Origin of the sequence: Kamptonema sp. UHCC 0994 (assembly GCF_029167235.1) — a bacterium.
In the GTDB taxonomy this organism is placed as follows: domain Bacteria; phylum Cyanobacteriota; class Cyanobacteriia; order Cyanobacteriales; family Microcoleaceae; genus Kamptonema.
The window spans coordinates 23,108-37,722 of the sequence record NZ_JARFTR010000078.1 but is presented as its reverse complement, the minus strand read 5'-3'; the positions used below and the strand labels follow the sequence as shown (position 1 = coordinate 37,722).

The following is a 14,615-nucleotide window of genomic DNA, read 5'->3' as shown; positions in this document are numbered from 1 at the left end:
CCAAACTTTTAGCCAAAAACTACTTAAAATCATCACTTGAAATCCTATTAAAATCAGACCACAGGAATTTTAAATCAAAATGTCCAATAGTATTTTTAGCTACAATCTTCCAAGTACCAGCACTGGATAATAGTAAATTGCACAATCTAGGCAACTCCTAGATTGTATTGCAACTAACTTTCTATGAAACCTCGAATCATAGTTTGCGGCTTAGGTCGCACAGGGTACAAGATTTTCTGTTTGTTAAGACAGCAAGGCGCGATCGTTGTTGGTATCAGCGATCGCCCTTTAAGATGTGAAGGTTCCGATGTCGTAGTAGGCAACTTGCAAGCAGCCTCAAGTTTATTGGCTGCCGGCATTCAAAACGCTCACACCCTCGTCTTAGCGGGAGATGACGATGCCGTAAACTTGGCAATTTTGATGCAAGCAAGGATTCTCAATCCTAAAATTCGCATCATTAACCGCCTCTTCAATACCAGCCTTGGCGATCGCCTAGATCATACCCTGCCGGAGCATACCACAATGAGCGTTTCCTCCTTAGCCGCTCCCGTGTTTTCCTTTGCAGCTCTTGGCAATCAAGCCATTGGACAGTTGCGCCTATTTAACCAGACTTGGCCGATTCACGAAGAATATATCGATGAAAATCATCCCTGGAAAGGTCGAAAACTGAGAGATTTGTGGGAGGAGCGCTCCCGAATGCTAATCTATTATCTGCCAGCGGATAATAAAATTGACCTGATATCAGCCGTATTATCTCATGGATATTTGCAGGCAGGCGATCGCTTGATTATTGCTACTCAACCCAGCGTGCGATCGCGCCGCAAAACTTTTAGCCAAAAACTACTTAAAATCATCACTAATTTACGGCGACTTCAGCAGCAAACTAAATCAGCCGTCAGCGTTAGCCTCACTCTTTTACTAATAATTCTAGCAGCCACATTCACATATACAACTGTAAATTTTCATATCTCTCTAGTTGATTCTTTCTATTTTTCAGTCGGCATGATTACCGGAGCTGGAGGCAACGATAAAGTAGTAGAAAATGCTCCTGATAGTATTAAAATATTCACAGTTATTATGATGTTAGTTGGGGCCGGAATGATCGGCCTATTCTACGCACTTCTCAACGATTTTATATTAGGAACCCGCCTAAGAGAATATTGGGATGCTGCACGAATTCCCCAGCGAAATCACTATATAATTTGTGGTCTAGGAGGCATAGGAGTACAGATTGCCAAACAACTCCAAGCCAACGGCCATGAAGTTGCAGTCATAGACAGCGACTCTAACAATCGATTCCTCAGCACCGCTCGCTCCTTAAAAATTCCCGTAATTAAAGGAGATGCAAGTTTATCTTCAATCCTAGAAGAAGCTAATATTAAACAAGCCGAAGCGCTATTAGCAGTTACTAGCAGCGATATGTCAAATTTAGAAATTGCCTTAAGCGCTAAAGGATTAGCTCCCAAACTGCCAGTTATTGTTCGCAATCAAGACCCACATTTTGCACTCATGGTGCAGCAAGTTTTTGAATTTGAAGCCGTATTAAGTCCGACAGAAATAGCCGCTCCTGCCTTCGCTGCGGCAGCAATTGGAGGGCGAATTTTTGGTAATGGAATGACATTAGATAGCCTTTGGGTTGCCTTGGCAACATTAATTACACCAGGACATCCCTTTTGCGGCCAGCGCATTCAAGATGCTGCTATGTCTGCTGACTTTGTACCTTTATACGCCGAAACTAATTGCCAAACAATTCACGGCTGGGATTTGCTAAACTTTTCCCTTAGTGCTGGGGATATCTTGTATTTGACTATGCCAGCGAATAGACTAGAGCAATTATGGAGAGCAGTATCTACGGAATTAATTAGAAATTGAAAAGGGAAGGGGAAAAAATAGGGTATTGTAGTAGGGATTACACAAAGAAAATGGGTTTCTGTGAAAAATCCTTGGTTTCTTAACGAGAGATTTACAAAGAAACCGGGTTTCTGACCTCGATGTGCGTAAGTCTTGTGTAGAATTCTATGATATGTGGGGAAAATAGAGCAGTTCCCACTTCCATTTCAGGCGGATTTACAATGAGAAAAATTTTAGGATTATTGGTATTAGGAATAATTGTGGCGATCGCATCCGTAGCCGTAGCAGCTCAACCTTTATTTGTTGCCTATCCTCCTGCTAATCACGAAACGACTACCGATCGCATTTTCTTAATCGGCACTGCACCCGCACAAGGACAGGTTTTTGTCAATGATAAACCCATTGAAAACCGCAGTCCAGCAGGACATTTTGCTCCGACTTTCCCCTTGCAGCTAGGAGAAAATAGCTTTAGTTTGCGCTATGAAAATCAGGAAGTAAAAATTAAGGTAACGCGCAAGTCAAATCAGCCAGAAGTGCCTGTGGGTGCGACGTTTGCCAAAGCTTCGCTGATGCCATCACAGGATATAGCGAGAATGCCTGGAGAGTTAATTTGCTTCAGCGCGATCGCACCTCCTGACGCGCAGGTTTCAGTAAAATTGGCGGGTGAGACGATTCCTTTAATGGCGCGATCGCAAGTCGATTTGCCAGACAATAAGGCTGTATTAGTTGGAGGAAATTCCCCTGAGAAAAGCGCGATCGGACAGTACCAAGGTTGCGCTCAAATATCCTTAGAAACGGGAGAAAAAGCTAAACTAGATTTAGGATTACCCCAATTTCAACTAACAGTAAACGGTCAAACTGTGACTCAACAAGGTACTGGCAAGATTACAATTTTGTCTCCGACTCAATTTGAAGTAGCGGAAGTAACCGCAGATGCGGGTGTTGCTAGAACGGGCCCCAGTACGGATTTCTCGCGCTTGACACCCCTCCCAAAGGGAACTAGGGCCGCGATCGTATCCCGCGAGGGAGAGTGGCTAAGATTGGATTATGGAGCCTGGATTAAAGCCTCAGAAGTGCGGATTATCAAAGATGCAGTGCCAGTGCGATCGCTAATTCGCAGTGCCAGTGCGCGTCAAGTTGGCGAGTGGACAGAGGTACGATTTCCCTTAGAAGTAGCAGTTCCAGTAGCCGTACAGCAGGGAGAACGAACCTTTATTCTAACATTATATAATACCACTGCTCAAACTGACATTATTCGCCTCGATGATGACCCAGTAATTTCGCGTTTAGACTGGCAACAAATATCTCCTCAACAAGTGCAATATACTTTCAATCTCAAATCCGCTCAACATTGGGGTTATAAGTTGAGATATGAGGGGACAACTTTAATCCTATCTCTGAAACATCCACCTCTAGGGGCGAAAATTAGTACAACAGAAAAGCCATTAGCAGGAATTAAAATACTCCTCGATCCGGGACATGGTGGCCCACAGGATACGGGGGGTATCGGGCCAACAGGTTATCGTGAAAAAAGTGTGGCTTTGATTATCTCAAAGTTGGTACGAGAACAATTAGTAAATCGGGGTGCAAATGTGATTATGACACGCGAGGAAGATATTGATTTAGATTTGCCGCCAAGGGTAGAAATGATTAATAAACAGGAACCTGCAATCGCCATTTCTTTGCATTACAATGCTTTACCCGATAACGGCGATGCGATTAAGACTAAAGGAATTGGAGCTTTTTGGTTTCATCCTCAAGCGCACAGTTTAGCAATGTTTTTGCACAATTATTTAGTTGAAAAATTAGATCGCCCGACCTACGGCGTATTCTGGAATAATTTAGCAATGACTCGTCCCGCTGTAGCTCCATCTGTATTAATGGAATTAGGATTTATGATTAATCCAGTAGAGTTTGAATGGATTGTAAACCCGACAGAACAGAAAAGGTTAGCAAATGCGATCGCGCAAGGAATTACTGAATGGTTTGCTACCCGATAAAAAATAGGAATTATGCAAGCTTTACGTAACGCCGCCCTCTGGGCGGTTATTTTACCACGATTTTTCCTAACTGTCTTGGCGATTGCTATACAGTGCCTAAAACTGCTAAAAATAAGATGAAAATCAGACATTTATTATTAATAATTACCATTCTTTTTCTTTCAGGATGCAATGTCCCCAAAAATCCCAATCGCAGGCCAATATCAGACAATAGTTCACCTTCTAAACCTTCCATTCCCGTCAAACTGCAATCTTACACAAAAGAAGCCAAACTAATTGCTGTTGGCGACATTATGATGCACAAAAGTCAAACGCAATCGGGTTATGACTCGCAGAATAAAACTTATAAATTCGATAGCTTTTTCACAGAAGTTAAGCCAATTCTATTAACTGGAGATTGGGTAATTGGCAATTTAGAGACAACCTTAGCGGGTGAAGATGCAGGAGGATATACGGGATATCCACTGTTTAATGCACCAGCAGAATTAGCAAATGCTGTTAAAGGTGCGGGATTTAATATTTTAACAACGGCTAATAATCATTCCTTAGATCGAGGAGAAAAGGGGATAATTAATACTATTAAAAATGTGCGCGATCGCGAACTTGCTTCAACAGGTACAGCCACATCTGCCAAGGAAGCAGAGAAAATTTTAATAGTTACTAAAAATAATATTTCAATGGCAATATTAGCCTATACTTACGGAACTAATGGCATCGCTATTCCCAAAGGTAAAAACTATCTTGTCTCTCTAATTGATGAACATAAAATAGTTAAAGATATTGCCAAAGCGCGAAAGCAGGGAGCCGATTTAGTGACAATTAGTCTGCATTTTGGCGAAGAGTATCAGCGTCAACCAAATACTCAACAAAAAAAACTCGTTGATAGCTTAGTCAAAGCAGGTGCGGATATTATTCTCGGTAGTCATCCCCACGTTGTGCAGCCTTATAAAATCTTTGAATTGCCACGAAAAGATGGTAGTATTAGAAAAGCAGTGGTGATTTATTCAATGGGTAATTTTATTTCTGGTCAAATTGGGAATTATAAAGACTTGGGAGTTATTTTTACCGTAAATGTCCGCAAAAAATTCCCAGAAAAAACCATAGAAATTGGGAAAGTGGAAGCAATTCCTACTTGGGTACATCGTTACAGCCAGAATGGTAAATTTAATTATCGAGTTTTGCCATTAGAAGCTATTGTGAATAACAAGAATGATAAACTTCTTGCAAAGACAGAGTATGCGGCTTTAGAGAAAAATTTGCGAGCAATGAATAGTCACCTTGAGTCTGGGAGTAGCAAAAAATAATTCTTAACTCTCTAAATTCCAATCTTCACCCCCAGGCAAACGCGACAAATATTCATCGATCGCATCTTCCAATTCCTGTCTAGAATAAGAGTAGGTCAAATAAAGAAACTTATTAGCAATCAAAATAATTTGCCCTCTATCAACTCTTTGAGAAAGTTGAACGCGGCTTAATTTTCCTTCTAGCACTTCCCTACTAGCCTCGCGAATTGCGGCTTCTAATTCATCTTCTAGAAAAGGCTCCCACTCATCCACGTTGATGTAGTAAGATGTTTTATTATCCTTAAGATTTAGCTTTTTAATACCTCTAACAGAATTAGCAATAGAAGCAGCCCAAGAATTTGTTAACCGTTGTTCAACTTGGTTCTTAATTAAATGAATTAGTAAAATTAGTAAAAAAGACCCAATATTCCGCAAAGTTGCCTGTTTACTCATTCCCTCTAACTCATCAACAATTGCTAAAGCATCGTCATAGCGACTTTCTAAAATACAATTTCTGAGGTCTATTAATTCCTGTACCATTATTTTTTAGCCTCAATATTTCTAGTGATTTTGTAAGGTGGAAACAATCCACCTTACTCTTACTTATTGTTTTGCTTTATCCATTATCTGAGCCAACTTCACTTTCAAGTTTTTAAATTCTCCTGCTGGATCTCTTAATGTGTTTGGATCGTCTTTAATTCTCTCATAGTGTTCCATCATAGCTAAGTGCCTTACATATTCATTTTCTTCACCCAAATGTTCTAGGGCAAAATCAATCAATTCATCATTTGTTAGCTGTTTTAGTTGTTCTTTAATATCTTCAGACATATTCTATATCTCCATTAGGATCGATGTAAACAATCATACGTTGGTCTGCGAATTGCCGGGGTTGAATCACCATGTACAATTTTCCATTGGGGAATATGTCAACTAACCGAATAAAGCATTTTAGCTGTGCAGTTAATTGGTGTGTAGTCACATATAGTGTGCGAAGTTGTTCTGGTGTTGGCTCCATTATAATCAAGTTGATTTCAAAAAGGCAATATTGTTAGTATAATGTGGTAATTCACACCTTACTTTTACTTATTGCCTTGCCTTATCCATTATCTGAGCCAACTTCAATCGCAAACCTTTATCTTCTCCAGGCAGATCCGTTATTGTGTTTGGATCATTTTTAGCTCTCTCATGGTGTTCCATTAAGGCTAAGTGCCGAACATATTCATTTTCTTCCCCTAAATGTTCTAGGGCAAAATCAATTAATTCATCATTCGTTAGCTGTTTGAGTTGTTCTTTGATATCTTCAGACATATCGCTTACCTCCATTGGGATAAATGTAAAAAATTATACGTTGATCGGGGAATTGTCTGGGTTGAATAACAATGCACAAGTCCCCATTGGGGAAAATGTCAATTAACCTAATTAAGCATTTGAGTTCTGCTGTTAATTGTCGTCCAGTCACATATAGTGTGCGAAGTTGTTCTGGTGTTGGCTCCATTATAATGCAGTCGATTTCAAAAAGACAATATCACGAGTGTAAGGTGGGTAATTCCCACCTTACTAACTCAATCTACACAGTTTCCGCTACATTATAACGACTGGTCAATTTATCCAATTGATTCAACAACAAACTGAGAAATAATCCCACATCCGTAACCACACCAATTGACTCAATGGAACCGCGATCGCTTAATTTCGTCACCACCGCCGGGTTAATATCAACACACACCATCTTCACGCCTGCTGGTGTCATATTCCCCACACCAATTGAGTGCAACATTGACGACAACATCAAAATCATGTCCGCACCTTCCAACAACTTAGCATATTCTTCCTGAGCCTTAATTAAGTCCATTTGAGTATCAGGAAGTGGCCCATCATCACGAATAGAACCTGCTAGAGAAAATGGCACATTATTCTTGATACATTCGTACATCACACCGCTAGTAATAAATCCGGCTTCAACAGCTTTGGCAATACTGCCATAACGCCGGATCGAATTAATTAGTTTCAGGTGGTGTCTGTGTCCGCCACGAACAGCAACGCCGCGCTTCATATCAACACCTAAAGATGTACCCATTGTGGATTGTTCCATGTCGTGAACTGCGATCGCATTTCCACCTAACAATGCTTGCACATAACCTTCGCGAATTAAATGTGTCAAGTGTTCGCTACCACCAGTGTGAATTACCACCGGCCCTGCTGTCACCACAACTTTACCGCCGCGATCGCGAATTTGCCGCAATTCCCACGCTACTTGTTCCACTACCAATTCTACGCGGCGTTCGCTAGAAACGCTGCCTGACATAAAGCTAAATTCTTGAGAATTTCGTTGTTCCCGCGATTCAGCTTTGCGGATTGTGCGGATACCAACAACATCAACAACTACTTTTTCACCTACTTTTAAATCCCGCAAAATTTTACACTTTGCAGTAATTCCATCTGGGGTTTCAGTAATGGCAATTGCGCCATCCATCCGCTGATTTCCAACTCTGATCCACTCACCGTTTACCCGCACTTCAGTCGGATAAATTGTACTAACATAAAAGTCATCTGGGCCTACGCCATCTTGGATAACAGGCTCTAAATTGGCATCGCAAACTTCTTGCGGTGGTGGTACTGCACCCAAGTCAATTAATAGGCTGATAATTTCTTCCATCACCTCATGGGAAGGAGCAGAAACTTTAACGTCAGCCGATGAAGTGCTTTGACGTTGCTCTCCCAGATTGAAATTCAGCACTTGGAAACTGCCGCCATTTTCGACAACTAAATCTAAGGCTTGGCTAATTAATCCAGAGTCTAGTAAGTGACCTTCCATGCGAATTGTGCGGCTTTCTACCATCACATTTGCGGAGCGGTCTTCCTGTACTGGTTCTGTTACCCGTAGTGTCAAGCACTTAGCAGCACCGCCAGCTTTTAGAAATTCTGTCAAGGGGGTTTCAATTACTTTAAAACCTGCATTTCCGAGGCGGGTTTTTAGAGATTCACTCACCTTATTCATTACTACAACCTTGTCAATATTGACAGCATTGCAAGCAAAATTAATCGCATCTCCTTCTTGAATAGCAATCAGCTTTTCCGGTGCTACCCGCATTTCAATTACTTTATTAGAGTAAGAATCAAATGCAGGTGGGTAGTAAAGTAAATAGCCACCACTAAGGGGACAAAAACAGGTATCTAAGTGATAGAATCTTTCATCACTTAAACGCAGTGAAATTACTTCGATGTTCAGCCATTTTGCCAAGTAGGGATGGGAGTCGAGCTCGGAACGGAAGCCGTATCCGGCCCACAGCCAGCGGCCTTCGCGATCGAGTAAAGCGTCGCCAGCGCCTTCAAAAGGTAGGTCTTTGGGGAGTTCGTGGACGGTATAACCTTTGTTTTCAAACCATGCTTTGAAGTAGGGTTCTTCGCCTTGGCGTTCCTTGTGGTAGAAGCGGCTGAGGACGAATGTATCACCTAAGACGAGGCCGGCGTTGGCGGTGAAGACCATATCGGGCCAACCTTTTTGGGGCGTTACGAGGTCTACGATCGCATTTTCTTTGAGAATGTGGTACAGTTTTTCCCACTGCTCAACGGCGCGATCGCGCGATGATTTATGGACGTTCCCCTCCATCCAAGGGTTAATCACATAATCCACGTCGTAGTGGTCGGGGGCGCACATGAGGAAACGAATTGAATCTGTCATAATCTGGTTAAGGTGAGGTAGACGCTACAGACGGATGTTGGCAGAACTTTGTATAAAGACTACACGCATCACTCCTAGTTTTGGGAGTGGAAAGTCTGGCGGCAGAAAGGCTAACTTTCTACTATATCATGCAACAGGATCGTGGTACAAGATGCCTTCTTATCGATCGAGCCTTTTAGGACACGGCAAGGCTCAAGTCCCTACCCTGCTTTATACAGCGGTTCCCGCTGTTATGAGGTACAGTAGCAGCAATTAGCAAACCAATTTCTTAAATGTTGAGGATTCATTAATTTAAGGGTCTTGGCAACTTTTGGTGATCCGAACCAATGGCGAATGGCAATCGCAGTTTTTCAAACTGCTTCTAGGGAGATAAAAACCCTTTACATCTTGATTAAAAATCGGCGACTTAATAAATCAATACTGGCCAGACCATACATTTGTCGTTTCAGCATTTTTAATCGATTAATATGTCCTTCAACCGGGCCATTACTTATCCCTCTTTTGTCACTACAGGGAGAGTAAAATAAAAGATAAAATTCCCAAAGCCTTTGAAAACAATGGTTACAGCACCTCGTCCCGCTACACCGACAGTAAAGTTCATAGATGGCTATTGCCAAAACTATCAACACCTGTTTTCAGATGTCAGAAATATAGAAATAATCCAAGAACTCAAAATCTATCTCACCGTCAATCAGAACCGAGATTTATACGAGAAATTATTTTTGGCAAACGCCGTCGAATCCGCTACTACCAAATCACCAAAGGGGATACTCCTGACCCCAATGGTGATAACAGCTGGTACATTATGACGAATCTTGAAGGTAAGATTCAACTGGTGGTTGCTCAACTTTATAGCTTAAGAAATTGGATTGAATATGGCTTTAAACAAGTCAAAAACGAATTGGGATGGTCGGATTATCGTTTGACTAACTATAGCAGTATTGAACGGTGGTGGGAAATCGTTTTTAGCGCTTACCTACTTGTCAGTCTTCAAGCTAGTAATTTTCAACTCCTGGCTGCTGGATCAGTTAAATCTCAACCGCAGCATCCGGCGGCTCCATCTCCCTTAGAGCCATCTCCATTAACTTTACCTTGGAAACAACATCCTTGGTGGGAGAATGGCACGACTTGGAAAAGTTCTCTCAACAATTTAAGATTGCTCATTCAACCCTACATTTTTTACTGTTTAATCTCTCCTTGGTTAGAGGTGTTTCCCATTCCTGGCTTGCGACGAAAATTCTGTGAATTAATCCAATTAATGGATAATTTTCCTACTCTCATCCTACCTTTTTCTGTTCCGAGTTTGTTGAGTGCCTAAGTTTTTCTCTCCCTATAGTGACAAAAGAGGGATAAGGTGGGAATCCCCACCTTACTCTAAATTCTTGAATACTACTTAACTCCTGTAGGCCGCCGCAACACTTCCAAAAGATTATATTTCTAATCACTAACCATTAACAACGATTTCTCTCCCACAACTTCAACCGGAATTGGCACTAAATTCACCGCACAAGCCTTTAATTCAGGCTGTCGAGAATCGGGACAACTCTCATGATGAGTTAATATATTGGCCTCCGCACCATCGGCCCACAAACTCCCCCAGTGCATCGGTACAAACACCGTCCCAGGCGCGATCGCCTTCGTAATCTTAGCAGGAAACCGACAAACTCCTCGGCGCGATCGCACTTCCACCATCACCCCATTCTCAATCCCCAATTCCTCCGCATCCCTGGGATGAATCTCAATAAACGGATCGGGGTGCATTTGATTAATCTTCTCCGTTCTACCCGTCCGCGTCAATGTGTGCCAATGTCCATAAAGTCGGCCCGTAGTTAACACCAAAGGATAATTTGGATCGGGTGGTTCCGCCAACCCCCGCGAATGACAAGCCGCAAATCTCGCCTTCCCATCAGGTGTATGAAACTTCCAATCTGTATAAAGTCTCTCACTTGCAGCTAACTTGCGATCGCTATCTTCTTTCCCTTCTTCCTTCTCCCCTCTTCCTTCTTCCTTCTTACTTCTTCCTTCTTCCTTGTCAGAAAGCGGCCACTGCATCGGCCCTTCCGCACGTAGGCGATCGTGACTCATTCCAGACATATCGCAAGGCTGCCCCCGCGTCAACTGCACAAACTCACTATGTACCTCAGCCGAAGTCTGGAAAGTAAACTGATCGCCAAAACCCAACCGACGGCCCACCTCAGCAAAAATCTCCCAATCCTGTAAAGCTTCCCCCTGCGGCTGCTGGAAAGCAGGACACAATGTCACCCTGCGTTCGGAATTAGTCATTATTCCCGTCTTCTCACTCCACTGGGTCGCTGGTAACAGTATGTGAGCAAAAGGTGCTGTTTCTGTCGGATAATAAGCCTCTTGATACACCGTAAAAGGCGATCGCCTCAAAGCCGCCTTAGTTCGCTCCAAATCAGGCATACTCACCGCCGGATTAGTGGCTGCAATCCATAGAAACTCAACTTCCCCCGTTTCCAAACCCACGATCGTATCCCACACTGTACGCCCCGGAATCGGTGAAATACTCCCCGCCGGCAACCCCCAAAACTGCTCAACTTCTGCGCGATCTGTCTCACTTTTCACCGAACGATAACCAGGTAGTATGTGAGAAAGTCCTCCTGCTTCCCGTCCTCCCATCGCATTCGGTTGACCAGTAAGAGAAAAAGGGCCGCATCCCGGTTTACCAATTTGACCAGTCATCAAGTGCAAATTAATTAGCGATCGCACCTTCGCCGTCCCCTCAGAAGACTGATTCATTCCCATCGACCACAGCGATAAAATTCGCTTGGAATCTTGCCAATAGCGGGCCGCCGTCTTTAAATCATCAACAGAAATGCCGCATCTATCAGCTACAAATTGCGGCGGATAATATTGAATTACCTCTGTAAAAGCTGCAAAATTATTAGTACATTCATCAATAAACGGAGCGTGAACATCACCCCATTGTAGTAATATATAAGCAATCCCATTCAGCAAATCAATATCCGTTCCCGGTTTAATTGCTAAGTGCAAATCAGCCGCTTCAGCGGTAGGAGTCCGCCTCGGATCGACTACAATCATTTTAACATCGGCATTTTTCTTATGGTATTTTGCCAGTCGGTTAAAAATAATTGGATGACATTCTGCGGTATTGCTACCAATAATAAAAGCACAATCAGTTAACTCTAAATCATCATAGCAACAAGGCGGGCCATCAGCACCAAAACTCTGTATATAACCCGAAACCGCCGAAGACATACAAAGGCGAGAATTGGCATCAAAATTATTAGTTCCCAGACAACCTTTAATTAGTTTCTGAGCAACATAATAGTCCTCAGTTACAAATTGACCGGAACCGTACATACAAATAGCATCTGGCCCGCTAGTAGCGCGTACAGTTTGAATGCGGTTAACAATTGCATTTAAAGCCTCATCCCAACTAGCGCGGCGGAAAGGTTCATCTAGGGAGTCGCGCATCATTGGGTAAAGCAGGCGATCGCGCTGAATTGACTCTGTAACTGTTGCTCCTTTGACGCAAACCATACCCATACTAGAGGGATGTTCGCGATCGCCTTTCACCTTCCAACTCTGACCTGGTTTTGTCGGCGACGACACCTCTAAACCACAGCCTACGCCACAAAAGGGACATAGAGTTTTAATACTTTCCATATTCTAATTTGGTAATTGGTAATTGGTAATTGGTAATCCGGTTAATCTCACATCATGCACCATTATCAATAAAGGACTTAATCGCGGGGTGGGGGCGGGTTTTTTAGCCTTTGCAGTACCGTTAAAGCTGTTGGCTAACCCGCCCCTACAGCTATATTTATAAAAGTGGGACGCTCCCGGAGTTTCAACCCCTAGCGGTTATTGCAATTGGTGCAAGATGTCAAGTTAATTAGACATAATTCCCGTAGGGGCGGGTTCGCCAATATCTGTAATATCAAGCGAGAAATCCCAAAAACCCGCCCCGGCTTTTAGCAATCCCGAAACAATTTTCATCTTTGGGATTGCTTCGCTACTCGCAATGACCTCAACGAACAACTAACTACTAACAACCAACCACTAACTATTCCCAAGGCTTAACATCTAGAGCACCACCATTAGTAGTGCTAAAAGTCACTCGAAATTCTGCTGTTTTTTCAGCATTTCCCGATGCAGGACTGACCGATTTTTGCACCGACGCTAGAGGAGTTTCTTGAACGAAATCTTTAGCTGCTTTATTAGTAGCTTCATACCCCAAGATTGTGCCATCTTGCTTGACTTTGACCTTGTAAACTAAATCTTCGGTAAAAGTCGGGGTTGTTTTCCAAGCCGTGTCAATTTGAGTGTAAAGCTTTTGCTTGAGAGCGTCTATTTCAGCCTTGTCTGTAATACCAACCGCAGAAGTAGCATCAGCAGTTGCGGGTACAGAATTGGTGCTAGCACTCGCACTCGCGGGTGCTGCACTCATCGCACTCGCGGGTGCTGCACTCATCGCACTCGCAGAACTAGAAGGATCGCTCGCGGGTGCTACACTCGCAGGAGCACTCATAGGTGTTGCACTCATCGCACTCACAGGACTAGATGCAACGATCGCGCTTGCAGGTGCAGGACTAGCGATCGAATCTGGACTGGCTGAGACAGCGGTTGCTTCCGTTTTCGCCGCCTCTTTTTGCATATTAGCAACTGAACCGACACTCACGATAGTTAGTCCGATAATTGTAGCCAACCATGCGGCTCCAAAAGCGATACTTTTTCCCGCTGACGGCTCTGAAGATTTCGAGGAATGAGAGGAACTGATCTCCGATGACATATTTGCCTCATTTGTACCTTTTGAGGCATTAAAAGGCATTGTGGCAACAGGTTTTGTAGCAGATGCAGCAGATTTAGCAACGGATTTTGTAGCAGGTGCGTTTTCTATTTTTTCTTTGGCTGTCAAAGCTTCCGATTGCGGAACACTGCTGTTTGTAGTGCTTGGCGCTGTACTCGCCTCCTCTTCTACCTCCGAATGAGCGAAACGACGAAATAGGAAATCTAGAGCGAAATTACGCAATTCATAGTAATGGGGATCTTCCATAATTCTTGCTCGATTGCGAGGGCGAGAAAAAGGAATTTTCAAGTCTTCACCAATATGAGCAGAGGGGCCATTTGTCATCATCACGACGCGATCGGCTAAGAATAAAGCCTCATCAATATCGTGAGTAATCATAATCACCGTTACCTTATGTTCGTGCCAAATTTTGAGCAATTCCTCTTGCAATTCTTCGCGGGTAATCGGGTCTAATGCTCCAAAAGGCTCATCTAAAATCAACACTTGAGGGCTAGTAGCAAGAGCTCGCGCGATCGCCACCCTTTGTTTCATCCCCCCAGATAATTGACCAGGCCTTTTGTGAGCAGCTTCAGTAAGTCCAACTAACTCCAAATGTTCATTGACAATCTGCATCTGATCGGAATGAGATTTGTCAGCAAAAACCGTTCCTACTCCCAGGTGGATGTTTTCTGTAGCACTCAACCAAGGCAATAAAGAATAGTTTTGAAACACCATCATTCTGTCTGGCCCCGGCTCCTCAATCCACTTGCCTTTAAGCTTCAAATTCCCAGCCGTAGGTTGATTGAATCCTGCCACCATATTCAGCAAAGTAGATTTGCCACAGCCGGAGTGACCAATCAGGCAAATAAATTCCCCTTCATTAATAGTGAGGTTAACACCATCAAGAACAGTGTAGGGCCCTTTGGGAGTTTCATAAACTTTTGATACACCTTCAATCGTCAGAAAAGGTTCTGACTTTAAAGATTCGATTTGAGTTTTCTTTGTACTGTCTAGAGTTTGCATAG

At 43.0% G+C, this 14,615-nt stretch carries 11 protein-coding genes and 1 pseudogene; 4 read left to right on the top strand and 8 right to left on the bottom strand.

Annotated features, from left to right (window positions below):
* Positions 1-183: 183 nt before the first annotated feature.
* The 3 genes from PY364_RS07635 to PY364_RS07625 all read left to right on the top strand — a co-directional run bounded on the left by PY364_RS07635 (position 184) and on the right by PY364_RS07625 (position 5,155).
* Complete coding sequence (locus tag PY364_RS07635; RefSeq protein ID WP_275521643.1) at positions 184-1,872, top strand: NAD-binding protein; 1,689 nt, start codon at positions 184-186, stop codon at positions 1,870-1,872.
* Between the two features lie 200 nt (positions 1,873-2,072).
* Entirely contained in the window at positions 2,073-3,851 is a 1,779-nt protein-coding gene (locus tag PY364_RS07630) for an N-acetylmuramoyl-L-alanine amidase (RefSeq protein ID WP_275521642.1), read from the top strand.
* Positions 3,852-3,967: 116 nt separating this feature from the next.
* Positions 3,968-5,155, top strand: a complete 1,188-nt coding sequence (locus tag PY364_RS07625; protein ID WP_275521641.1) for a CapA family protein — start codon at positions 3,968-3,970, stop codon at positions 5,153-5,155.
* Positions 5,156-5,158: 3 nt separating this feature from the next.
* Here PY364_RS07625 and PY364_RS07620 read toward each other — a convergent pair whose 3' ends face one another.
* The 6 genes from PY364_RS07620 to PY364_RS07595 form a co-directional block, all read right to left on the bottom strand.
* Positions 5,159-5,674, bottom strand: coding sequence for a DUF29 family protein (locus PY364_RS07620; RefSeq protein WP_275521640.1), 516 nt, complete (start codon positions 5,672-5,674; stop codon positions 5,159-5,161).
* Between the two features lie 63 nt (positions 5,675-5,737).
* Entirely contained in the window at positions 5,738-5,962 is a 225-nt protein-coding gene (locus tag PY364_RS07615; protein WP_275521639.1) for a hypothetical protein, read from the bottom strand.
* Positions 5,955-6,149 carry a hypothetical protein gene (locus PY364_RS07610; RefSeq protein WP_275521638.1) on the bottom strand — a complete coding sequence of 65 codons (195 nt, stop codon included), beginning with the start codon at positions 6,147-6,149 and terminating at the stop codon, positions 5,955-5,957. The genes PY364_RS07615 and PY364_RS07610 overlap by 8 nt, the downstream gene beginning before the upstream one ends.
* A 68-nt stretch (positions 6,150-6,217) precedes the next feature.
* Positions 6,218-6,442 (bottom strand): hypothetical protein, encoded by a 225-nt coding sequence (locus PY364_RS07605; RefSeq protein ID WP_272037210.1) that lies wholly within the window; start codon positions 6,440-6,442, stop codon positions 6,218-6,220.
* Positions 6,435-6,629, bottom strand: a complete 195-nt coding sequence (locus tag PY364_RS07600) for a hypothetical protein (protein ID WP_275521637.1) — start codon at positions 6,627-6,629, stop codon at positions 6,435-6,437. The genes PY364_RS07605 and PY364_RS07600 overlap by 8 nt, the downstream gene beginning before the upstream one ends.
* A gap of 72 nt (positions 6,630-6,701) precedes the next feature.
* Entirely contained in the window at positions 6,702-8,816 is a 2,115-nt protein-coding gene (locus PY364_RS07595) for a TIGR00300 family protein (RefSeq protein ID WP_275521636.1), read from the bottom strand.
* 610 nt (positions 8,817-9,426) lie between these two features.
* Between PY364_RS07595 and PY364_RS07590 the strand changes: the two genes are divergently transcribed.
* The gene (locus PY364_RS07590; RefSeq protein ID WP_275521635.1) at positions 9,427-10,134 is read left to right on the top strand and encodes a transposase; all 708 of its coding nucleotides are present in this window, start codon (positions 9,427-9,429) and stop codon (positions 10,132-10,134) included.
* A 119-nt stretch (positions 10,135-10,253) separates the two neighbouring features.
* Here the strand turns inward: PY364_RS07590 and PY364_RS07585 are convergent, their stop codons facing one another.
* Positions 10,254-12,467 (bottom strand): nitrate reductase, encoded by a 2,214-nt coding sequence (locus tag PY364_RS07585; RefSeq protein ID WP_275521634.1) that lies wholly within the window; start codon positions 12,465-12,467, stop codon positions 10,254-10,256.
* A 1,315-nt stretch (positions 12,468-13,782) separates the two neighbouring features.
* Positions 13,783-14,613 (bottom strand): annotated as a pseudogene (locus PY364_RS28815) (nitrate ABC transporter ATP-binding protein); the annotation flags it as partial.
* Positions 14,614-14,615 lie beyond the last annotated feature (2 nt).